Genomic DNA, 21297 nt, shown 5'->3' with positions numbered 1-21297 from the left:
CTGCATCATCCGCTGCAATCAATCAACCTGTCTTTCAGCCGAGCAGGCCGAACGATGCGAGATCGTTGACGGTCACGAACACCATCAGGGCCAGCACGGCTGCCAGACCCGACCGGAACGCCCATTCCATCACTTTCGGGTTCACCGGTTTGCGCCGGATGCCCTCGATTGCATAGAACAGCAGATGGCCGCCATCGAGCATGGGAATTGGCAGCAGATTGATGAACCCCAAATTAATTGAGATCAAAGCGATAAAGAAGATGAAATCATCGAGCCCGGCGGCGAACTGCTCGCCGGAAACCTGCGCGATCTTGAGCGGTCCGCCGAGTTCGGATACCGAGCGCCGCCCGGTGATCACCTGGCCCAAGGTCGCGACCATCAGCCGCACGATGTCGCCGGTGCGCTCGACCGCCACGACCGGCGATTCGAGCAGCGAGACCGGGCGCACGACAGGTTCGGCCGACATGATGCCCAGCCGCCCGATGCGGTACTCGTTGCCGAACCGGTCCTTCTGAACGTCTACGCCGATGCGGAAGCTGACATCGCGTTCGCTGCCATTACGCTCGGTGCGGATGGTGATGCGCTCGTCGGGGCGGTGCGCGATGCGGCGTCCCACTTCGTCGAACCATTCGATCCGCTCGCCATCGATCGAGACGATGCGATCGCCCGGCAGCAACCCGGCTTCTGCCGCGGCCGAACCGGGCAGTACGCCTGCGACCACCGGCGGCGTCACGCTCTTGCCATAGGCAAAGGCAAAGCCTGCCAGGATCAGGATGGCGAACAGGAAGTTGATCGCAGGGCCGGCAAAGACGATCAGCGCGCGCTGCAGCAGGCTCTTGGACTGGAAGGTGCGGTTGCGCTCTTCGGCGGGCAGCGACACCCAATCGGGGTCGGCGCGGCTCGAGGGATCCATGTCGCCAGCGAACTGCACATAGCCGCCCAGCGGCAGCATGCCCAGCTTCCAGCGGGTACCGCGCTTGTCGGTCCAGCCGGCAATTTCGCGGCCAAAGCCGATCGAGAACGATTCTGCCTTCACTCCGAACCAGCGCCCGACGAGATAATGACCCATTTCATGCACGAAGACCAAGGGCCCCAATACCAGCAGGAAGGCCATGATGGTCAGCAGAAAGCCGGGATTTTCGCTCAAGTTCAGTTCCTGGTTCGAATGGCCGCGGCAGCATGCGCGCGCGCTTCTGAATCAATGGCCAGCACGTCCTGCAGGCACTTCGGTTCGCCCGGGGTATAGCCTGCCAGCACGGTCGATACAATTGCGGCGATATCGAGGAATCCGATCTGCCCGGCCAGGAACGCGGCGACCGCAATCTCGTTCGCTGCATTGAGAATGGCGGGTGCAGCGCCGCCTTCGGCAATCGCCGCACGGCAGATGCCGGGGCCCGGGAAGCGCACCTCGTCGAGCGGCTCGAAGGTGAGCTGGCCGATCGTCGCAAGATCGAGCGGCGCGCAATCGGTCGCGATCCGCTGCGGCCAGGCCAAGGCCGAGGCGATCGGGATGCGCATGTCGGGCGCACCCAGCTGCGCCAAGGTGGACCGATCGCGATATTCGACCATCGAATGGATCACCGACTGCGGGTGGACCAGAATACGGATGGCATCGAGCCCGACCGGGAAGAGATGATAGGCCTCGATCAGTTCGAGACCCTTGTTGAACATGGTGGCGCTGTCGACCGAGATCTTGGCACCCATCGACCAGTTGGGATGCGCCACCGCCTGATCGGGGCGCGCCGCGCGCATCTGGTCGAGCGTCCAGGTGCGGAACGGGCCGCCGCTGGCGGTGAGCGTGATGCTTTCCACCAGATCATAGGATGCCCCGGCAAGGCACTGGAAAATCGCATTATGCTCCGAATCGACCGGGAGCAGGGTGGCACCGCTCGATCGCGCCGCGTCGATCATCAGCGCGCCGGAGGAGACCAGGGCCTCCTTGTTCGCCAGGGCGACGCTGCGCCCGCGCAGCAGGCTGCGCATGATCGGGGCCAGTCCTGCGCAGCCGACGATAGCCGCCATGGTCCAGTCGGCATCGAGGTCTGCCGCGTCGAGCAATGCCTGCGGGCCTGACCAGGCCCGGGTTGCGCTGCCTTCGAGCGCCGCGACCAGCGCATCGTGATGCGCAGGGTCGCCGATCACCGCGACCTCGGCGGAAAATTCGCGCGCAAGTCTTGCGAGACCCTCGGCATCGCTGTGCGCGGTCAGCGCGACGATGCGATAGGCGGACGGGTTCAGCCGGATCAGATCGAGCGTCGAGGTGCCCACCGAACCGGTCGCACCAAAGATGCTGACGCTGCGCGGCGGCGAGGCGGGAGGCGGCACGATGAGGCCGGCGGATAGCGTATCGGGGCGCGACATAGAAAGGTTACCCTAGCGCCCAAAAGGCATTGGCTGCAACCAGCGTTGCAACAACCGGCGCGACTGGCACCAATCCGTCGACGCGATCGAGGATGCCGCCATGGCCGGGGATCAGCGTGCCCGAATCCTTGACGCCCGCCTGGCGCTTCATCCAGCTCTCCAGAAAATCCCCCATCTGCGCGACGATCGCCAGCGGGGCGCTCGCGATGACCAGGATGAAGGGCAGGTCGAAGGCTTCGCGCAATGCGACGGCAAACAGGAAGGCCGCGATCATTCCGCCCGCCAGCCCCGCCCAGGTCTTGCTGGGGCTGATCGACGGAGCGATCTTGGGGCCGCCGATACCGCGGCCGGCAAAATACGCGCCGACATCGGTCGCCCAGACCGTGGCCATCGTCCAGAAGGCGAGCAGCAGGCCATTGTCCTGCTGGCGCAGGTAGAGCAGGGCCATTACCGGTACCGCGCAATAGAAGATGCCGAGCGCCAGGCGAAAACCGCGGTCGATCGCGGCGATGAAGAATGCGCCGCCGATGATGAAGCCCAGCGAGAGAAAGCCCGGGCCATCGGCAAACGGCGAAAGCATCGACAGCGAGGCCATCAGTGCCAGCATCGACAGCCGCCGTCGTTCCAGCCGCCCCACCAGTCCGGCCCATTCATGCTGCATCGCCAGCGCGCCGGCCATCAGCAGCAGCCAGAAGGCAATGCCGCCCAGCCACAGCGCGGTTCCGGCAATGGCGACGAGGATCAGGCCGGATACCGTGCGAACCGCCAGATCCTGGCCGAACAGGGATCGCCGAACGGGTTCAGCGGCCACCAAAACGCCTTTCGCGTGCCCCATAGGCTTCGAGTGCCTCGGCCAGCGATGCGCCGTCGAAATCCGGCCACAGCGTATCGGTAAAATACAGCTCGGCATAAGCGGCCTGCCATAGCAGGAAGTTGCTGAGCCTCTGTTCGCCCGATGTGCGGATCAGCAGATCGAGCGGCGGCAGGTCGCTGGTGTCGAGCGCGGCATCGATATGCGCGCTTTCGATCGAGTCCGGAGCGATCTCGCCGCGCGCGGCCGCGGCCGCCAGCGCGCGCGTGGCGCGCAGCAGTTCGTCCTGAGAGCCATAGTTCAACGCGATCACCAATGTGGTGCCGGTGTTGTGCGCGGTACGCTGCACGACATCCTCGATCATCTCGACCAGATCGGGGGCGAGCACCCGATAATTGCCGATGATCTTCAGCCGGACATTGTTGGCGATGAACTCGTCGACATCCGCGCGGATGAAGTGGCGCAGCAGACCCATCAGGTCCGAGACCTCGTCTTCCGGACGCTTCCAGTTTTCCGACGAGAAGGCGTAGAGCGTCAGCGCCTCCAGCCCCATGTCGCGGGCCGCGCGCACGGTGGTGCGCACAGCCTCGACGCCCTGCTTGTGCCCGATCAGCCGGGGCAGGCCGCGCTTGGCGGCCCAGCGGCCGTTGCCATCCATGATGATGGCGGCATGGCGCACCCCATAAGCCGGCGCCGCATCGCCGTGCGCGATCGGCACGGTTTGCGCTTGCGCCTTGGAGACTTTGGGGCCGGACCGGAAGATCACTGGCCCAGGATTTCCTTTTCCTTCTGCGCGGCGGCGGCATCGGCCTGCGCGATGATGTCATCGGTCAGCTTCTGCACCTCGGTTTCGAACCGCTTGCGCTCATCCTCGCTGATCACGCCCTTCTTCTCGTCGGCTTTCAGCGAATCCATGCCGTCGCGGCGCACATTGCGGATCGCGATGCGGGCCTTTTCGGCATATTGACCGGCAAGCTTGGCAAGCTCCTTGCGGCGATCCTCGGTGAGGTCGGGGATCGGCAGGCGCAGCGTCTGGCCATCCATGATCGGGTTGAGGCCAAGGCCTGCGGAACGGATCGCCTTGTCGGCGGGGCCGACGTTCGACTTGTCCCATACCTGCACCGACAGCATGCGCGGCTCGGGCGCGGACACGGTGGCGATCTGGGTCAGGGGCATGTGCGAGCCATAGACCTCGACCGTCACCGGATCGAGCAAGGCGACATTGGCGCGGCCGGTGCGCAGGCCGGTCAGGTCGCCCTTGAGCGATTCCACCGCGCCGGTCATCCGGCGCTCGAGGTCTTTCTTGTCAAACTGTGCCACGGGTTCAGTCCTTCTGATGTACGGTTGTCGCAGTGCCTTCGCCGCTCAGAACACGGGCAAGATTGCCCTGTTCGCGGATCGAGAACACCACGATGGGAATGGAATTGTCACGGCACAAGGCGACGGCGCTGGCGTCCATCACCTTCAGATTGTCTTGCAACACCCGGTCGTAACTCAGTGTATCGTAACGCACCGCGGTCGGATCCAGCTTGGGGTCGGCATTGTAGACGCCATCGACGCTGGTGCCCTTGAGCAGCGCATCGCACTTCATCTCGGCGGCGCGCAGCGCTGCGCCGGAATCGGTGGTGAAATACGGGGCGCCGACGCCGGCGGCGAAGATGACCACGCGGCCCTTTTCCAGGTGCCGCTGCGCACGGCGGCGGATCACCGGCTCGCAGACCTTGTCCATCTCGATCGCGGACTGCACGCGGGTGGGAACACCCAGCTGCTCGAGCGCGCTCTGCATCGCCAGCGCGTTCATCACCGTGGCCAGCATGCCCATGTAATCGGCCTGTGCCCGGTCCATGCCCTTGGCAGCGCCTGCCATGCCGCGGAAAATGTTGCCGCCGCCGATGACCAGGCAGATTTCGAGGCCGGTTTCCTTCGCCGCCTTTACCTCGCCTGCCATGCGCGTGACGGTGGCGGGGTCGATGCCGTACTGGCCATCGCCCATCAAGGCTTCCCCCGAGAGTTTCAGGAGAATGCGGCGGTAGGAAGCGATGGTCATGAAGGTTCCGGTGATTGGGCTGATTGGCGACCAGCGGTCAGGGTGGCGCGCACCATAGTCAGTGCATTCGTGGCTGCCAAGCACGTTCGCGCAACTGTTTCAGTCTGTTGTCGGCCGTGGATGCCGACGCCGGATACGAAAGCGGCGGGCGGCCGCGAAGCCACCCGCCGTTTCGAACCGTCGGGAGTGGAGTCTTAGAGACCCGCTGCCGCTGCCACTTCTGCGGCAAAGTCGGTTTCTTCCTTCTCGATGCCTTCACCGAGCTGGAAGCGGACATAGTCCTTGAGGGTGATGGTGCCACCGGCGTCCTTGGCGGCCTTGGCCACCACGTCGGCGATCGCGGTCTTGTTGTCCATCACGAACAGCTGGCTGAGCAGCGCGTTTTCCTTGGCGAACTTGGCGATAGCGCCATCGACCATCTTGGCCTGCACTTCGGCGGGCTTGCCGCTTTCGGCAGCCTTTTCCTCGGCGATCTTGCGTTCGCGCGCGATCATTTCAGCGTCCAGGCCATCGCTGTTGAGCGCCAGCGGGAAGGCAGCGGCGATGTGCATGCCGATCTGCTTGCCGAGCGGCTCCAGAACGTCTGCCGACACGGTGCCTTCGAGCGCGACCAGCACGCCGATCTTGCCCAGGTTCGGTGCAACAGCGTTGTGCATATACGAAACGACGACGCCTTCGCTGACCGAGACGGTCTTGATGCGGCGGATCGACTGGTTCTCGCCGATCGTGGCGATCGAGTTGGTGAGCTTTTCGCCGACGGTCTCGCCATCGGGATAGGGCGCAGCCTTGAGCGTGTCGACATCGTCACCGGTGGTCAGCGCGACCGAGGTCACCTTGCGGACGAAATCCTGGAACTGTTCGTTCTTGGCAACGAAGTCGGTTTCGCTGTTCACTTCGACAGCAACGCCCTTGAGGCCCTGCACCTCGATGCCGACCAGACCTTCGGCAGCCGTACGACTCGACTTCTTCTGCGCGGTGGCGAGGCCCTTGGCGCGCAGCGCGTCGACCGCGGCTTCGATGTCGCCATCGGCTTCGGTCAGCGCCTTCTTGGCGTCCATCATGCCGGCGCCGGTGCGCTCGCGCAGTTCCTTGACATTAGCAGCGGTGATAACGGCCATGTTCATGTTCCTTGTACTGGGATGTAGTTGCAGGGGCCACAGGTGCGAGCCAATGCCCGGCCCGTAGCCCCTGCATGTGTCATTTTCGTGTAGCGCAGCGGGCAGGGCAGGCCCCGCCCGATCCGCCCATCAGGCCGCCGGAGCTGCGCCTTCGCCAGCTTCGCCCGCGAATTCCGCAGCCGAAACTTCAGGCTCGGCCGGAGCTTCCTCGACGGCAGCTTCTGCCGGCGGTTCAGCCATCGCGCCAACGTCTGCGCCCGATGCCATGGCGGCACCGGTGCGGCCCTTGGTGGCAGCAGCGGCAATCGCATCGCAATACAGACGCACGGCGCGTGCCGCATCGTCATTGGCGGGAACCGGGAAGGCGATGCCCTGCGGGTCGACGTTCGAATCGAGGATCGCGATCACCGGGATGCCAAGCACGTTGGCTTCCTTGATGGCGAGATCTTCCTTGTTTGCGTCGATCACGAACATCACGTCGGGAATGCCGCCCATGTCGCGGATGCCGCCGAGCGAAAGCTCCAGCTTGTCGCGTTCGCGGGTCAGCTGCAGGACTTCCTTCTTGGTGAAGCCCGAGGTGTCACCGGCGAGCTGCTCTTCGAGCGTCTTGAGGCGCTTGATCGAACCCGAGATGGTCTTCCAGTTGGTGAGCATGCCGCCCAGCCAGCGGTGGTTGACGAAATGCTGGCCGCTGGCGCGGGCTGCATCGGCGATCGGCGACTGTGCCTGGCGCTTGGTGCCGACGAACAGAACCTTGCCGCCCGCCTGAACGGTGGCCGCGACGAACTCGAGCGCACGCGCGAACAGCGGAACGGTCTGCGACAGGTCGAGGATGTGGATGCCGTTGCGCGCGCCGAAGATGTACGGCTTCATGCGCGGGTTCCAGCGGTGGGTCTGGTGACCAAAGTGAGCGCCAGCTTCGATAAGCTGCTGCATCGTGACGACAGGTGCCGCCATAAGCTAATTCCTTTCCGGTTGGACCTCTGGAAGACGGGAACCTGGATGGACGCGCCCTCAAAGGGCCGCCGAGGCACCGGTATGTGTGTCTTCCATGTGGATTGCCCGCGACACTGCGCCGTGGACGAGCGCGCCCTTACGGGGTTCACTCCGCAAAATCCAGCCCCAATTGCCAGCGGGATGGCATTTTTCCGCTTGACGCGTGTGAACAGAAATGGAACAAAAGACAAACAAAGACGGTTAACGGCTCGGCTGCAGCATGGATCGGGAACCAGATGGTGTCCACAGAGTTATCCACAATGTCCTGCTGATGCTCGGCACAGCAGACCAAAGCCAGGATGTTTTGCCATGTTCGCTGTTGTCATTGCCCTGTTCTTCGCAGCCGCCGCCATCTTCGCCGTGCTCAGCATCGCACAGACCTTCTCCGGCGCCGCCGATCGAATCGACGCGCTGTTCGCGGCTTACCGCGCCGTTGATGAAGGACGATGGGTGCAGGGCAGCATGCGTCCGGTCACGCGGTACGTGCCCGTGGCCGCGCCTGACTATGCGCCGCGCACGGTGGTCGCGCTTCCGGTGCGTGCTGCCGATGGTCGGATCAGCCGGCCTGATTGGCGCGCTGCTGCCTGACCTTCGCGTAGGACCGAATGCCGAACGGGATCAGGGTAAGATAGACGATCGAGATCGCGGTCAGCGTGATCCAGGGAACGGTGAGCAACGAGGCAGCGGTCAGAGCGACGATCGCCAGAGCTTCAAGCCGGATGTTCTTGCGCAGCCGCAGCGATGACCAGCTGAAGGTCGCCACGTTCGAGATCATCAGGAACGCGATCAGCAACACCCACGGGCCGATCAGGGTGTAGTGCCGAAAGACATCGAGCCCGGTTTCCATCCACAGATACAGCGGCAGCATCGCCAGCCCCGCACCCGCAGGCGCGGGAACACCGGTCATGTAGCCCGCCGACTTGTGCGGCTGGTCTTCCAGATCGATCTGCGCATTGAACCGGGCCAATCTCAGGGCGCAGCACACCGCCAGCGCCAGAGCGATCAGCCAGCCGAAGCGCGGCAGCTCGTTCAGCGACCAGAGGAACAGCACCATCGCCGGCGAAACCCCGAAGGCAATCGAATCGGCCAGCGAATCGAGTTCTGCGCCAAAACGGCTCTGCGCCTTGAGCATCCGCGCCACCCGGCCATCGATGCCGTCGAGCACGCCCGCCAGCACGATCGCGCCGGCCGCGAGCGGCCATTGCTGTTCGAGCGCGAAGCGAATTCCGGTGAGGCCACAGCACAGGGCCGAGGCGGTGATCGCATTGGGCACCATCGCCCGCAGGGTCAGGCCCTCGCGCAGCCGGAACCTGCGTCCCGCCAGATAGCGGATCGGGCCGCGGCGACCGCGCTGATCGCGAGGATCGCCCCCGATCATGCGCGGCGCCCCTTCATCCGGGCAGGGAAGCGAGGGGCGGCATGCGTGATCAATGCGAAATTCCTTCGCGGACAGGGGCGTCGCCCACAATGGCGAGCACGGTCTCTCCGGCCACGATGCGCTGCCCCTTGACCACCGCCGGCGCGGTGCCGTGCGGCAGATAGACATCGACCCGGCTGCCGAAGCGGATCAGGCCGACACGCTGGCCGACCGCGACAAAGTCACCTTCCTTGATGAAGGGGACGATGCGCCGGGCGACCAGCCCGGCAATCTGGGTGAAGCCGATGCGCAGACCGTCGCTGCGTTCGACCATGATGTGCTGGCGTTCGTTCTCGTCGCTTGCCTTGTCGAGGTCGGCGTTGAGGAACTTGCCCGAGATATAGACGATGCGGCGGATCGTCCCGCCGATCGGCGCGCGGTTGATGTGGACATCGAACACGCTCATGAAGATCGAGACCCGAAAGACCGGTTCATGGCCCAGCCCGTCGACATCAGCCAGCTCGGCGGGCGGCATCACTTCCTGGATCAGGGTCACCAGTCCATCGGCCGGTGCCACGACAAAGCGTTCGTCCAGCGGCGTGACCCGCACGGGATCGCGAAAGAACGCCAGAATCCACAGCGTGATGCCGGCCATCGGCCAGGCCAGGGTTTCCCAAGCCATCAGTGCGAAAATGAGGGTAATCCCTGCCGCGATCACGGCAAATTTGCGACCTTCGGGGTGGACCGGCGGCATGCTCCAGCTCGCCAGGCCCTTGCCCCGGTTATCCAGTAATTCTTGCGACATGCCCGCTCTCTTAGGGACTGGAGGCAGGTGTGACAACGACCAAAGCCGGGCAGGGCGGGATAATGCTGCGCTGCGGCATAAATCTGCGAGTGATTTGCGTTATCTGGCGGTGGTTCGACAAGGTTGAAACATGGGCGGACTTTGCTAAGAGCGACCCAGTTTTCCGATTCCTCCCTAGCAAGAAGGCGCACATCCCGCATGGCAAAGATCAAGGTGGCCAAGCCCGTCGTCGAAATCGACGGCGACGAAATGACACGCATTATCTGGGAGTGGATCCGTGAACGCCTGATCCTGCCCTATCTGGATATCGACCTGAAATATTACGATCTGTCGATCCAAAAGCGTGACGAAACCAACGACAAGATCACCGTGGATGCGTCCAACGCGATCCGCGAGCATGGCGTCGGCGTCAAGTGCGCCACCATCACCCCCGACGAACAGCGGGTCGAGGAGTTCAGCCTCAAGAAGATGTGGAAGTCGCCCAACGGCACGATCCGCAACATCCTGGGCGGCGTGGTGTTCCGCGAGCCGATCGTGATCTCGAACATTCCGAGGCTGGTGCCCGGCTGGACCGATCCCATCGTGGTGGGCCGTCACGCCTTTGGCGACCAGTACAAGGCAACCGATTTCCGCGTACCGGGCCCGGGCAAGCTGCGTCTGGTGTTCGAAGGCGAAGACGGCACCAAGATCGACGAGGAAGTGTTCCAGTTCCCGTCGTCGGGCGTCGCCATGGCGATGTACAACCTGGATGACTCGATCGCCGACTTCGCGCGCGCATCGATGAACTATGGCCTCGATCGCGGCTGGCCGACCTATCTTTCGACCAAGAACACGATCCTGAAGGCCTATGACGGCCGCTTCAAGGACATCTTCGAAGAAGTGTTCGCGAACGAATTCAAGGACAAGTTCGACGCTGCTGGTATCACCTACCAGCATCGCCTGATCGACGACATGGTCGCATCCGCGCTCAAGTGGTCGGGCAAGTTCGTCTGGGCGTGCAAGAACTATGACGGCGACGTCCAGTCGGATACCGTGGCACAGGGCTTCGGCTCGCTGGGTCTGATGACCTCGGTGCTGATGACCCCCGATGGCAAGACGGTCGAGGCCGAAGCCGCGCACGGCACCGTCACGCGCCACTTCCGCATGCACGAACAGGGCAAGGCGACCTCGACCAACCCGATCGCGTCGATCTTCGCCTGGACCCGCGGCCTGATTTATCGCGGCCGCTTCGACGAGACGCCCGAAGTGGTGCGCTTTGCCGAAACGCTCGAGCGCGTCTGCATCGAGACCGTCGAACAGGGCGCGATGACCAAGGATCTTGCGATCCTGATCGGCCCCGGCCAGGCCTGGATGACCACCGAACAGTTCTTCGAGGCCATCCGCGCCAATCTCGAAACGGAAATGGGTACCTGGGCGTAAGGCGTTGATGGCACAGCGCAGCAAGGCACGACTGGAAGTTAGGCAGGCCCGAAGGGGCGACATTCCCGGGATATCCGCGCTCGTCGAGCGCGCCTATCCCGGGCTGCCACCTTACAAGTTCGGCGAGCTGCGCGGGCAGATCAACAATTTCCCCCAGGGTCAGTTCGTCGCCATCCTCGATGGCGAGATCGTCGGCTATTGCGCCTCGTCTCGGGTCACCGAGGCGATGGCGTTCACCGCGCACGACTGGGAAGAGATCAGCGGTAACGGCTTCGGTACGCGCCATGTGCCGACCGGCGAATGGCTGTACGGCTATGAAATGTGCGTCGATCCCGCCCAGCGCGGCGTGCGCATCGGCAAGCGTCTCTATGAAGCCCGCCGCGCGCTCGCCGAGCAGTTCGATCTCAATGGCATTGTCTTCGCCGGGCGCATCCCGGGCTATGACCGGGCCAAGAGCACCAAGAAGGTCGACAGTCCCGAGGATTATCTGGCCAAGGTGATTGACGGCAAGTTGCGCGATCCCGTCATCGGTTTCCAGATCGCCAATGGCTTCGCGCCGGTGGGCATCCTCAAGCGCTATCTGCCCGAAGACAAGCAATCTCGCGGCCATGCGGTGCACATGGTGTGGCGCAACCCCTATGTGAACCCCGACGAGCCACCCAAGCACCGCGTTCCGCGCGGGGTGGAGAGCGTTCGTCTGGCCACCGTGCAGTTCCAGGCGCGGGCTGTCGCCAATTTCGAGGAGTTCGTGCGTAACGTCGAATATTTCGTCGACGTCGCGGCCGACTACAAGGCCGATTTCGTGCTGTTCCCCGAGATGTTTACGATGTCGCTGCTCTCCTTCGCCAAGAAGAAGATGGGGCCGCAGGAAGCCATCGAGGCACTGAGCGAGTTCACGCCGCGCATCCGCGACGAGCTGACGCGGATGGCGATGGAATACAACATCAACATCATCGGCGGATCGCACCCGACGCGCGCCGATGACGGCGATATCCAGAACATCGCGCTCGTCGCGCTGCGCGACGGGTCGATCCATGCGCAGGAAAAGATCCACCCCACGCCCAACGAGCGCTATTGGTGGAAAATCAAGGGCGGCGACAGCATCGATGCGATCCAGACCGATTGCGGTCCGATCGGCGTGCTGATCTGCTATGACAGCGAGTTTCCCGAGCTCGCGCGACGCCTGGCGGACGAAGGCGCGCGGATCATTTTCGTGCCCTTCTGCACCGACAGCCGCGAGGCCTATATGCGCGTGCGCTATTGCTGCCAGGCACGCGCAATCGAGAACCAGTGCTATGTCGTGATGTCGGGCAATGTCGGCAATCTGCCCGATGTCGAGAACATGGACATCCAGTATTCGCAAAGCTGCATCCTGACCCCGTGCGACCTACCGTTCGCGCGCGATGGCATTGCGGCAGAGGCGAGCGAGAATGTCGAGACGCTCACCATCAGCGACGTCAACCTCGATGACCTCAGCTGGGCCCGCAGCGAGGGGACCGTGCGCAACCTGGGCGACCGGCGCTACGACCTCTACCATATCGAATGGGACCGCGCGGTGGGACGCGGCACGGCCGCCGCCAAGCGCGAGCGGATTCGCCAGACGGCCCCTGCCGGACCGCAGGGCGGCGGCGGCGGATAACGCCAGCGCAAGGCATAAAGCGCTGCGCAGGCGCGATTAAAGGCTGACAGCCGCGCCGCCATCGGTCATTACCTTGTGCCATGCACAATCCGCTTGATAATCCCGTTTTCAGCGATGCGCTGGTCATCCTCGGCGCCGCCGGAATCATCATCCCCGCCTTTGCGCGGTTCCGGATCACGCCGATCATCGGCTTCCTGCTGATCGGCATTCTGGTCGGGCCATCAGGCCTCGGGTCGCTGGTCGACGAATACCCCTGGCTGTACCACGTCACCATCACCGATTCCGAAGCGATCGAGCCCTATGCCGAGTTCGGCATCATCCTGCTGCTGTTTACGATCGGTCTCGAATTGTCGTTCAAGCGATTGTGGAGCCTCAGAAAACTGGTGTTCGGGGTGGGTGCGGCAGAGCTGCTGCTATCCGCGCTGATCATCGGCACCGCGCTCAACATGGCGGGACAGAACTGGAGCGGCGCAATTGGCCTGGGGCTGGCTCTCGCGCTGTCGTCGACCGCGCTGGTGCTGCCGATGTCGGGCACGACCTCGCCGGTCGGGCGTGCGGCGCTGGCGATGCTTCTGTTCGAGGATGTCGCGATCGTTCCCATCATCTTCCTGCTCGGCGCGCTGGCACCGATTGCCGGAACTTCGGCCGCGAGCAGCCTGGGCGTCACCCTGATGCTGGGCGTGGCCACCGTGGTCGCCATGCTGGTGCTGGGCCGGTTGATCCTGCCCCGGATGTTTGCGCAGGCCGCGCGCACCAAGAGCCCCGAGCTGTTTCTGGCCGCCAGCCTGCTGGTAGTGATCACCGCCAGCCTTGCGACCGCATCGGTGGGCCTGTCGCCGATCGTCGGCGCGCTGCTGGCCGGGCTGATCATCGCAGAGACCGAATATCGCGGCGAGGTCGAGATTCTGATTGAGCCGTTCAAGGGCCTGGCGCTGGGCGTGTTCCTGATCACCGTGGGCATGTCGATCGACCTGCGCGTCATCGCCGCCTATTGGCAGGAACTTGCCATCGCGGTCGTGGGCGTGGTGGTGGTCAAGGCGGTGGTTACCGGGCTGCTGCTGCGGGTCGCCGGTGCGCGGCGCGGCACGGCGGCAGAAGCGGGCGTGCTGATGGCAAGCCCTTCGGAAACGACGCTGATCGTGCTCGCAGCCGCCGTGCAGGCGCAACTGATCCAGGCAACGACCGCACAGTTCTGGCAGATCGTGACCGCCATTGGCCTGACGATCACGCCGTTGCTCGCCAAGCTGGGGCACACGATGGCGCGGCATCTGGAAATGCGCGCCAGCGATGCCGCACCGATCGACCAGTCCGATATCGCTAACGACCGCACCGTGATCTTCGGCTATGGCCGGGTGGGAGAGATCGTCGCCGATATGCTCAAGGAGCATCAGCAGCCCTTCGTCGCGGTCGAATCCAATGTCGATGTCGTCATGCAGGCGCGGCGCGCGGGCGTGCCGATCGTCTTTGGCGATGTCGCGCGGCCAGAATTGCTTGACCGTCTGCGGCTGGGCCATGCGCGCGCGCTTATCCTGACGATGGACGATCCGGTGCTCGCGGCGCAGATCGTCCGACGCGTGCATGGCTGGGTGCCTGATCTCACGATCATCGCCCGCGCGCGCGATACCGACCATGCCGCAGAACTCTACCGCGCCGGGGCCACGCTGGCGGTGCCCGAAGCGCTGGAAAGCTCGTTGCAGCTGTCAGAGGCGCTGCTGGTCGATCTGGGGATCGCGATGGGCCATGTCATCGCCTCGATCCACGGCAAGCGCGACGAATTGCGCCACCGGATCATGGAAGAGGGCGGCCTCGACGAGAAACCGGCGCTGCGCTCGGGCGAACCCGCAGCAGGATGACGCTTGCGCCCCTCCCGCTGGCGGGAGGGGAGAGCGAATTTACCCCAGAGCCGCCTGCTTTTCTTCCGCCAGCCGGTCGAGCTCGGCGCGGCTCTTCTTTTCCGATGCCGACTTGAGCTGACCGCATGCGGCCATGATGTCGCGGCCACGCGGCGTGCGCACCGGCACACTGATGCCGCCTTCGAACACGATATTGGAGAAGCGCTTGATCCGCTCAGGGTCCGAGCATTCGTAGATCGCGCCGGGCCAGGGATTGAACGGGATCAGGTTGACCTTCGCGGGCAGGCCATAGCCCTTGATCAGCCGCACGAGCTCGCGCGCATCGTCGTCGCTGTCGTTCTTGTCCTTGAGCATCACATATTCGAAGGTGATGCGCCGGGCATTGCTCGCGCCCGGATAGTCGGCGCAGGCCTGGAGCAGCTCTTCCAGCCCGTATTTGCGATTGAGCGGCACGATCTCGTCGCGCACTTCCTTGGTCACCGCATGCAGCGAGACCGCCAGGTTCACCCCGATTTCCTCGCCGCAGCGCGCCATCATCGGCACAACGCCGCTGGTCGACAGCGTGATGCGCCGGCGGGAGAGCGCGAGGCCATCGCCGTGCATCACCACCTTCATCGCGTCGCGGACATTGTCGAAATTGTACAGCGGCTCGCCCATGCCCATCAGCACGATGTTGGTGAGCAGACGACCATCGGCGGTGTATGATGCCGCGTCCTCGTCCTCGTCGAGGCGGTCCATCGCGCCCTTGGGCCATTCGCCCAGCGCGTCGCGGGCCAGCATCACCTGCCCGACGATCTCGCCCGGGGTCAGGTTGCGCACCAGACGCATCGTTCCGGTGTGGCAGAAGCGGCAGTTGAGCGTGCAGCCGACCTGGCTGGAGATGCACAACGTGCCGCGATCCGCATCGGGGATGAAGACCATCTCGTAATCCTGGCCGTCATCAGTGCGCAGCAGCCACTTGCGGGTGCCATCGCTGGAGACCTGCGCCTCGACGATCGCGGGGCGACCGATCACGAACCGCTCTTCCAGCCAGGGGCGCATCGTCTTGGCTATATCGGTCATGGCGTCGAAATCGGTGACACCGCGATGGTAGATCCAGTGGAACAGCTGCTTCGAACGCAGCTTGGCCTGTTTGCGGTCGAGCCCTGCGGCTTCGAGCAGCGCGCTGATATCCTCGCGCATCAGGCCCATCAGGTCGGCGCGGCCATCCTCGCGCGGCGTGATGGCGCGCGGGACGGGCATGGGGTCGATATGGCCGGGAATGGCCATGTCCATCGAAGGTGTGGGGATGTTCATGCGCGCCACATAGTCAATCGGCGCGCAAAAATCTACCGCCTGCCCGCACAGCCCAGGGCAGCGGCGTCGAGCGCGGTGGCAGCGCCCTTCAGCCGATAGACATCGCGGATCACATTGCCCCGGGAATCTTCGCTGCTCGCGGTCATCTCGCGGGCCGAGCGCAGCGCGGCGATGATCGCTGCATCCATCGCCCTGTCGCGTGCCCAGGCATCGCCACCGCCGCCGGTGAGGCGAAAACGGCGGATACCGATGGTGAGCGTGACGCTTTCAGACCTGGCCATTGCGCGGCTCAGCCGCAGATGAAACTGCCCGCGCACGCCGCGCTTGGGCCAATAGCCGATGCTCGCGAACGGGCGGTACTGGCGCTGGCCCCGCACCTCGTCGGGCTGTGCGATCGCATAGCAGCGCGGCACCTGCGGGTCGCGAAACGCGCCCCAGTCGTCGAATATGCCCAGGCTGTCGCGCGCCTCAGCAGCCGGGGCCAGCGCCGCCAGCAGCGCCAGGCCCAGCGCGGCGGCGCGTCTTCTCACGCATGGCCTCCGCCAGTGCCGGTGACGACCACCTGTTCCGTGCCGTCCGCGATCATCACCACCGATCCCTGGGGCAGGCCGGGCGCGATCGGCGCGCCGAATTCTGGGTGGACCGGCAGGCCCAGCAGCACCCCGCGCAGCACCCGGCTGGAAATACCGTGCATGATCACCAGCCTGTCGCCGGGCTTGCCTGCATGATCGGCCAGCCAGCCGATGACGCGGTCGGCAATTTCGGGATAGGTCTCGCCATCGGGAGCAGGGGTCAGCAGCATGTCTGGACTGACAATCGGCCCTATTTCGGCGACGACATCGGCATAGTAGCGCCCGCCCCAGCAGCCCATGCCGATCTCGGCGAGGCGGACATCGCGCTGCGCATCGTGCCAGTCGAGACCGAGATGCCCGGTGATTACCGCGAGCGTCTGCAACGCGCGCCCGGTATCCGATGCCCAGAGCGACAAGTCCGGCCCATGCCCCAGCACCGCAGCCAATGCGGCGCCCATGGCATCGGCCTGGGCAAATCCGGCGCGGGTCAGCGGGGTGTGGAGATGATCGCCCTGCAACCTCTTGGCGGCGTTGAACACGGTCTCGCCATGCCGCGCAATGAACAGGCGGCCGGGGACGGGAGGGCAGGCAAACCGGGAATTTTGCGTCATATCTGTCCCGTTTCGGCAATGGCATCGTTTAACGCAAGCCTATCCAGCCATTTTCCACAGTTTATGCGGGTTTGCCCGGCTATCGGCTTGCGGCTAAAGCCAATATTGTTAATGAAGTGGGTCCGGATTCTGCCATGGCGGCGGAAACCTCATTTGTGTGTGAGACCGCTCGGTCTCGGGGGATTTTCATGAAGGCGACAATCGAACGCGCGACGCTCCTCAAGAGCCTCAGCCATGTTCAGTCGGTGGTGGAACGGCGCAACACGATCCCCATTCTGTCGAACGTGCTGATCGAGGCATCGGGCGATGGCTCGCTGCGCCTCATGGCGACCGATCTCGATCTGCAGATCGTCGAGACGATGAGCGCCTATTCGGTGGAAACCCCCGGATCGATCACGGTCTCCGCGCACACGCTGTTCGAAATCGCACGCAAGCTGCCCGATGGCAGCCAGGTGATGCTCGATGCTGCCGACGGCAAGATGCTGGTCCGCGCCGGTCGCAGCCGCTTCACGCTGCCGACACTGCCGCGCGACGACTTCCCGGTGATCGCCGAGGGCGACCTGCCGACCAGCTTCGAGCTGGCGGCGGCCGAGCTGGTGCAGATCATCGACAAGACCCGCTTTGCGATCTCGACCGAAGAGACACGCTATTATCTCAACGGCATCTTCCTGCACGTGGCCGATGACGACCGTCCGGTGCTCAAGGCGGCGGCGACCGACGGCCACAGGCTGGCGCGCGTCACGCTCGACCGGCCCGATGGCGCGGAGGGCATGCCCGATGTCATCGTTCCGCGCAAATGCATCGGCGAACTGCGCAAGCTGCTCGACGAGCGGGGCGATGCGCGGGTGCAGATCGACCTCTCGGCGAGCAAGATCCGCTTTACTCTGGGCAGCGCGATCCTGACCTCCAAGCTGATCGACGGGACCTTCCCCGATTACAGCCGCGTCATTCCCACCGCGAACGACAAGCTGCTCAAGATCGACCCGCGCGCCTTCGAACAGGGTGTCGACCGCGTCGCGACCATCGCCACCGAAAAGACCCGCGCGGTCAAGATGGCGCTGGAAAAGGACAAGATCACCTTGTCGGTGACCAGCCCGGAAAACGGCACGGCGGCTGAAGAGGTCGAAGGCCAATATGCCAGCGACGGATTCGAGATCGGCTTCAACGCGCGCTATCTGCTCGACATCCTAGGCGAGATCGAAGGCGATGTCGTCGAACTGCATCTGGCCGACAGCAGCGCCCCGACGCTGATCCGTGAGAACGACAAGGCCAGCGCGCTGTACGTCCTGATGCCGATGCGCGTCTGATCCGATGCCCGGCGCCGGGGCCTTCGTCCTCCTCGCCGGCATCGTATTGCTACTTCTGGTAATCTACAGGTTCGACCGGACAGGAGGGGCGCTGACCCTGTTCGCGAGCCTCGTTGCCATCGTCCTCCTAGTGCTGATGCTGCTGCTGGCGGGCCTTGTCGTCGCCGCAAGCATACCCTGAACCGCTCCCCCCAAAGCAAAACGCCCTCCCGGTGAGGGGAGGGCGTCTGCTCGTCTTGCCTGTGGCCGCGTGCGCGATCAGCGGCCGCTGATCGGCACATAGGGGCGCTGCGTCGGGCCGGTGTACAGCTGACGCGGGCGACCGATCTTCTGGCCGGGGTCCGAAATCATTTCGTTCCACTGCGCGACCCAGCCGACGGTGCGGGCGAGCGCGAACAGCACGGTGAACATCGTGGTCGGGAAGCCGATCGCCGATAGGATCACGCCCGAATAGAAGTCGACGTTCGGGAACAGCTTCTTCTCGATGAAATAGGGGTCGTTGAGCGCCATTTCCTCGAGCTGCAGCGCCACTTCGAACACCGGGTCGTTGACCTTGAGCGCGTCGAACACTTCGCGCACGGTCTTCTGCATCACCGTCGCGCGCGGGTCGTAGTTCTTGTACACGCGGTGGCCAAAGCCCATCAGGCGGAACGGATCGTTCTTGTCCTTGGCGCGGGCGATGTATTCGGGGATCTTGTCGGGCGTGCCGATCTCGCGCAGCATGTTGAGCGCCGCTTCGTTGGCGCCGCCATGCGCGGGGCCCCACAGGCAGGCAATGCCGGCGGCGATGCACGCGAACGGGTTGGCACCCGACGATCCGGCCAGACGCACGGTCGAGGTCGACGCATTCTGTTCGTGGTCGGCATGCAGGATGAAGATGCGATCCAGCGCCCGCTCGACCACCGGGTTCACTTCATAGGGCTCGGCCGGAACGCCGAAGGTCATGCGCAGGAAATTGCCGGTATAGGACAGCGAGTTGTCGGGATAGACGAACGGCTGGCCCACCGAATATTTGTACGCGGCAGCGGCGATCGTCGGCATCTTGGCGATAAGCCGGTGGCTGGAGATCTTGCGATGCTCTGGATCGGCGATATCGGTCGAGTCGTGATAGAAGGCCGAGAGCGCGCCGACGACACCGCACATGATCGCCATCGGGTGCGCATCGCGGCGGAAACCGCGATAGAACTGCATCAGCTGTTCGTGCAGCATGGTGTGGCGCGAGATGGTGTAGGTGAAATTGTCGAGTTCGTCCTTGCTCGGCAGTTCGCCGTTGAGCAGCAGGTACGAGACTTCCATGAAGCTCGAATCCTCGGCGAGCTCGCCGATCGGATAGCCGCGGTGCAGCAGGACGCCTTCGTCACCATCGATATAGGTCAGCGCGGAATCGCAGCTGGCGGTCGAGGTGAAGCCGGGGTCGTAGGTGAAGCAGCCGGTTTCGGCGTAGAGCTTGCGGATGTCGATGACGTCCGGGCCGATCGTGCCGGAGCGGATGGCGTAATTGCTCTCTTTGTCGCCGATCTTCATTGTTGCGCTGTCTGACACGGTTGTTCTCCTCCAAGCGTTTCGAGGGCAGGCCTTGGCCTGCCAGGCGGTATTCTGGTGCGCGCGCCGCGATCAGGCGGTGATGCGCGTCACGTCGTCGATCCGGGCGAGCGATTCTTCTCGTCCCAGAAGTTCGAGCACGTCGAAGATACCCGGCGAGCGCGCCTGTCCGGTCAGGGCGGCGCGCAGCGGTTGGGCATAAGTGCCAAGACCGTGCCCTTGTGCCTCGGCAAACTGGGTAAGCTTTTCTTCCAAGTTGACGGCCGTCCATGGCGCTGCTTCGGCCAGAACCGGCGATACTGTCTGCAAAACCGTGACCCCGGCTTCGTCTAGCAAAGATTTCGCTTTCTCGTCCATGCTTAACGGGCGGGATTTGAAGAGAAACTGCGCACCTTCGGCAAGTTCGTTGAGGTCTCGCGCGCGCAGCTTCATCACCGGCATGGCGCGGCCAAGCAGATCGGTACCGCTGGCAGCGTCGAAGCCCGGCATCAGCGCGGCGACGCGCGGTGCGACGAGGGCAGCAAGCGCGGCATCGTCCATCTCGCGCAGATACTGGCCATTGAGGTTGACCAGCTTCTTGGCATCGAAACGCGAAGGCGACTTGCCGACATTGGCCAACGCGAACAGCTCGACCGCTTCGGCGCGCGAAATCTTCTCGCGGTCGCCATAGCCCCAGCCGAGCCGCAGCAGGTAATTGAACATCGCATCGGACACGATCCCCATGTCGTCGCGATACGCCTCGACCCCCAGAGCGCCATGGCGCTTGGAAAGCTTTGCACCATCATTGCCATGAATCAGCGGGATGTGCGCATAGACCGGCTCAGGCCAGCCCATCGCCTGGATCAGCGCCAGCTGGCGGAACGCGTTGTTCAGGTGATCGTCGCCGCGGATGATGTGCGTCACCCCCATGTCGTGATCGTCGACGACCACGGCGAGCATATAGGTCGGGGTGCCATCGGAGCGGAGCAGGACATAATCGTCCAGTTCGCGCGTATCGACCGTGACGTTACCCTGAACCTCGTCGGCAATCGTCATCTTGCCCGATTGCGGCGCCTTCAGACGGATCACGTAAGGCGCCCCCTCGGGCGCTTCGTTGGGGTCGCGATCACGCCAGCGGCCGTCGTAGCGCATCGGCAGCTTCTTCTCGCGCTGTTCGGCGCGCATTGCTTCGAGCTCTTCGGCGGTAGCGAAACACTTGTACGCGTTGCCAGCCGCCAGCAGCTGGTGCGCAACCTCGGCATGGCGCGCGGCACGCTCGCTCTGGAACACCGGTGTGTCGTCCCAGTCGAGACCCAGCCAGTCGAGCCCGGCGAAGATCGCGTCGATCGCTCCCGGAGTAGAGCGCGCCTTGTCGGTATCCTCGATACGCAGCAGTGCCTTGCCGCCGTGATGACGGGCGAACAGCCAGTTGAACATCGCGGTGCGCGCACCGCCAATGTGCAGGTATCCGGTGGGCGAGGGGGCAAAACGGGTGACGACCTGTCCCCCCGGCGTTGCTGCCGGAACAGTCACGTTTTCGCCGCTTGCACTCACTTACGCTTTCCTTTCAAACTCGCCGCACAT

The 21297-nt window shown here is 64.1% G+C and carries 21 protein-coding genes; 6 read left to right on the top strand and 15 right to left on the bottom strand.

Features of this window, described 5'->3' with window-relative positions; translation table 11 throughout:
* Positions 1-34: 34 nt before the first annotated feature.
* The 8 genes from rseP to rpsB form a co-directional block, all read right to left on the bottom strand.
* Positions 35-1147 (bottom strand): RIP metalloprotease RseP, encoded by a 1113-nt coding sequence (rseP, locus tag LI72_RS06195; RefSeq protein ID WP_156139495.1) that lies wholly within the window; start codon positions 1145-1147, stop codon positions 35-37.
* A gap of 2 nt (positions 1148-1149) precedes the next feature.
* The gene (gene dxr / locus LI72_RS06190) at positions 1150-2361 is read right to left on the bottom strand and encodes a 1-deoxy-D-xylulose-5-phosphate reductoisomerase (RefSeq protein ID WP_052129545.1); all 1212 of its coding nucleotides are present in this window, start codon (positions 2359-2361) and stop codon (positions 1150-1152) included.
* A gap of 7 nt (positions 2362-2368) precedes the next feature.
* Positions 2369-3175, bottom strand: coding sequence for a phosphatidate cytidylyltransferase (locus tag LI72_RS06185; protein ID WP_081984762.1), 807 nt, complete (start codon positions 3173-3175; stop codon positions 2369-2371).
* Complete coding sequence (gene uppS, locus LI72_RS06180; RefSeq protein WP_231562405.1) at positions 3162-3830, bottom strand: polyprenyl diphosphate synthase; 669 nt, start codon at positions 3828-3830, stop codon at positions 3162-3164. Before uppS ends, LI72_RS06185 begins: the two co-directional genes overlap by 14 nt.
* 104 nt (positions 3831-3934) lie before the next feature.
* A complete protein-coding gene (frr, locus tag LI72_RS06175) occupies positions 3935-4492 on the bottom strand; it encodes a ribosome recycling factor (protein ID WP_033924902.1) in 558 nt (185 codons plus the stop codon).
* 4 nt (positions 4493-4496) lie between these two features.
* Positions 4497-5219, bottom strand: a complete 723-nt coding sequence (gene pyrH / locus LI72_RS06170) for a UMP kinase (protein WP_033924901.1) — start codon at positions 5217-5219, stop codon at positions 4497-4499.
* Between the two features lie 194 nt (positions 5220-5413).
* Entirely contained in the window at positions 5414-6337 is a 924-nt protein-coding gene (gene tsf / locus LI72_RS06165; protein ID WP_033925365.1) for a translation elongation factor Ts, read from the bottom strand.
* A gap of 129 nt (positions 6338-6466) precedes the next feature.
* A complete protein-coding gene (rpsB, locus tag LI72_RS06160; RefSeq protein ID WP_033924900.1) occupies positions 6467-7294 on the bottom strand; it encodes a 30S ribosomal protein S2 in 828 nt (275 codons plus the stop codon).
* Between the two features lie 348 nt (positions 7295-7642).
* Here rpsB and LI72_RS06155 point away from each other — a divergent pair, with 348 nt between their 5' ends.
* Positions 7643-7921, top strand: coding sequence for a hypothetical protein (locus LI72_RS06155; RefSeq protein ID WP_033924899.1), 279 nt, complete (start codon positions 7643-7645; stop codon positions 7919-7921).
* Here the strand turns inward: LI72_RS06155 and LI72_RS06150 are convergent.
* Together LI72_RS06150 and LI72_RS06145 are read right to left on the bottom strand one after the other, a co-directional pair.
* The gene (locus tag LI72_RS06150) at positions 7890-8711 is read right to left on the bottom strand and encodes a CDP-alcohol phosphatidyltransferase family protein (protein ID WP_231562377.1); all 822 of its coding nucleotides are present in this window, start codon (positions 8709-8711) and stop codon (positions 7890-7892) included. The two genes, LI72_RS06155 and LI72_RS06150, sit on opposite strands and share 32 nt — an antisense overlap.
* Positions 8712-8760: 49 nt before the next feature.
* The gene (locus tag LI72_RS06145) at positions 8761-9495 is read right to left on the bottom strand and encodes a phosphatidylserine decarboxylase (protein WP_033924898.1); all 735 of its coding nucleotides are present in this window, start codon (positions 9493-9495) and stop codon (positions 8761-8763) included.
* 198 nt (positions 9496-9693) lie between these two features.
* Between LI72_RS06145 and LI72_RS06140 the strand changes: the two genes are divergently transcribed.
* The 3 genes from LI72_RS06140 to LI72_RS06130 all read left to right on the top strand — a co-directional run bounded on the left by LI72_RS06140 (position 9694) and on the right by LI72_RS06130 (position 14406).
* Positions 9694-10914, top strand: a complete 1221-nt coding sequence (locus tag LI72_RS06140; RefSeq protein WP_033924897.1) for an NADP-dependent isocitrate dehydrogenase — start codon at positions 9694-9696, stop codon at positions 10912-10914.
* 7 nt (positions 10915-10921) lie between these two features.
* On the top strand, positions 10922-12553 hold the full coding sequence (locus LI72_RS06135; protein ID WP_033924896.1) for a bifunctional GNAT family N-acetyltransferase/carbon-nitrogen hydrolase family protein: 1632 nt from the start codon (positions 10922-10924) through the stop codon (positions 12551-12553).
* An 80-nt stretch (positions 12554-12633) separates the two neighbouring features.
* On the top strand, positions 12634-14406 hold the full coding sequence (locus LI72_RS06130; RefSeq protein ID WP_033924895.1) for a cation:proton antiporter domain-containing protein: 1773 nt from the start codon (positions 12634-12636) through the stop codon (positions 14404-14406).
* A 39-nt stretch (positions 14407-14445) separates the two neighbouring features.
* Here LI72_RS06130 and rlmN read toward each other — a convergent pair whose 3' ends face one another.
* From rlmN to LI72_RS06115, 3 genes are read right to left on the bottom strand one after another with little or no spacing between them, the layout of a single operon-like run.
* On the bottom strand, positions 14446-15702 hold the full coding sequence (rlmN, locus tag LI72_RS06125; RefSeq protein WP_033924894.1) for a 23S rRNA (adenine(2503)-C(2))-methyltransferase RlmN: 1257 nt from the start codon (positions 15700-15702) through the stop codon (positions 14446-14448).
* Positions 15703-15734: 32 nt separating this feature from the next.
* A complete protein-coding gene (locus LI72_RS06120; RefSeq protein WP_033924893.1) occupies positions 15735-16232 on the bottom strand; it encodes a hypothetical protein in 498 nt (165 codons plus the stop codon).
* Positions 16229-16885 carry a histidine phosphatase family protein gene (locus tag LI72_RS06115; protein WP_033924892.1) on the bottom strand — a complete coding sequence of 219 codons (657 nt, stop codon included), beginning with the start codon at positions 16883-16885 and terminating at the stop codon, positions 16229-16231. The genes LI72_RS06120 and LI72_RS06115 overlap by 4 nt, the downstream gene beginning before the upstream one ends.
* A 188-nt stretch (positions 16886-17073) precedes the next feature.
* On the opposite strand from LI72_RS06115, the gene dnaN reads away from it, so the two are divergent.
* Positions 17074-18192, top strand: a complete 1119-nt coding sequence (gene dnaN / locus LI72_RS06110; protein ID WP_033924891.1) for a DNA polymerase III subunit beta — start codon at positions 17074-17076, stop codon at positions 18190-18192.
* A 46-nt stretch (positions 18193-18238) separates the two neighbouring features.
* Entirely contained in the window at positions 18239-18373 is a 135-nt protein-coding gene (locus LI72_RS20620) for a hypothetical protein (protein ID WP_269429427.1), read from the top strand.
* Between the two features lie 77 nt (positions 18374-18450).
* Here the strand turns inward: LI72_RS20620 and LI72_RS06105 are convergent, their stop codons facing one another.
* Positions 18451-19716 (bottom strand): citrate synthase, encoded by a 1266-nt coding sequence (locus LI72_RS06105; RefSeq protein WP_197051852.1) that lies wholly within the window; start codon positions 19714-19716, stop codon positions 18451-18453.
* Positions 19717-19806: 90 nt separating this feature from the next.
* Positions 19807-21267: a glutamate--tRNA ligase gene (gene gltX / locus LI72_RS06100; RefSeq protein WP_052129544.1), complete on the bottom strand. Its 1461-nt coding sequence runs from the start codon at positions 21265-21267 to the stop codon at positions 19807-19809.
* Positions 21268-21297: the final 30 nt, after the last annotated feature.

This window comes from Sphingomonas sp. 35-24ZXX (assembly GCF_000786215.1).
In the GTDB taxonomy this organism is placed as follows: Bacteria; Pseudomonadota; Alphaproteobacteria; order Sphingomonadales; family Sphingomonadaceae; genus Blastomonas.
The sequence above is the reverse complement of the archived record's forward strand: the minus strand, read 5'-3'. Positions and strand labels throughout refer to the sequence as shown.

Coding starts and splice junctions, on each gene's coding strand:
- LI72_RS06145 (WP_033924898.1), bottom strand. CDS start 9,495: ATGTCGCAAGAATTACTGGATAACCGGGGCAAGGGCCTGGCGAGCTGG.
- LI72_RS06140 (WP_033924897.1), top strand. CDS start 9,694: ATGGCAAAGATCAAGGTGGCCAAGCCCGTCGTCGAAATCGACGGCGAC.
- LI72_RS06115 (WP_033924892.1), bottom strand. CDS start 16,885: ATGACGCAAAATTCCCGGTTTGCCTGCCCTCCCGTCCCCGGCCGCCTG.
- LI72_RS06155 (WP_033924899.1), top strand. CDS start 7,643: ATGTTCGCTGTTGTCATTGCCCTGTTCTTCGCAGCCGCCGCCATCTTC.
- dxr (WP_052129545.1), bottom strand. CDS start 2,361: ATGTCGCGCCCCGATACGCTATCCGCCGGCCTCATCGTGCCGCCTCCC.
- LI72_RS06150 (WP_231562377.1), bottom strand. CDS start 8,711: ATGATCGGGGGCGATCCTCGCGATCAGCGCGGTCGCCGCGGCCCGATC.
- LI72_RS06135 (WP_033924896.1), top strand. CDS start 10,922: ATGGCACAGCGCAGCAAGGCACGACTGGAAGTTAGGCAGGCCCGAAGG.
- dnaN (WP_033924891.1), top strand. CDS start 17,074: ATGAAGGCGACAATCGAACGCGCGACGCTCCTCAAGAGCCTCAGCCAT.
- LI72_RS06130 (WP_033924895.1), top strand. CDS start 12,634: ATGCACAATCCGCTTGATAATCCCGTTTTCAGCGATGCGCTGGTCATC.
- rlmN (WP_033924894.1), bottom strand. CDS start 15,702: ATGAACATCCCCACACCTTCGATGGACATGGCCATTCCCGGCCATATC.
- pyrH (WP_033924901.1), bottom strand. CDS start 5,219: ATGACCATCGCTTCCTACCGCCGCATTCTCCTGAAACTCTCGGGGGAA.
- uppS (WP_231562405.1), bottom strand. CDS start 3,830: ATGGATGGCAACGGCCGCTGGGCCGCCAAGCGCGGCCTGCCCCGGCTG.
- LI72_RS06105 (WP_197051852.1), bottom strand. CDS start 19,716: ATGAAGATCGGCGACAAAGAGAGCAATTACGCCATCCGCTCCGGCACG.
- rpsB (WP_033924900.1), bottom strand. CDS start 7,294: ATGGCGGCACCTGTCGTCACGATGCAGCAGCTTATCGAAGCTGGCGCT.
- tsf (WP_033925365.1), bottom strand. CDS start 6,337: ATGGCCGTTATCACCGCTGCTAATGTCAAGGAACTGCGCGAGCGCACC.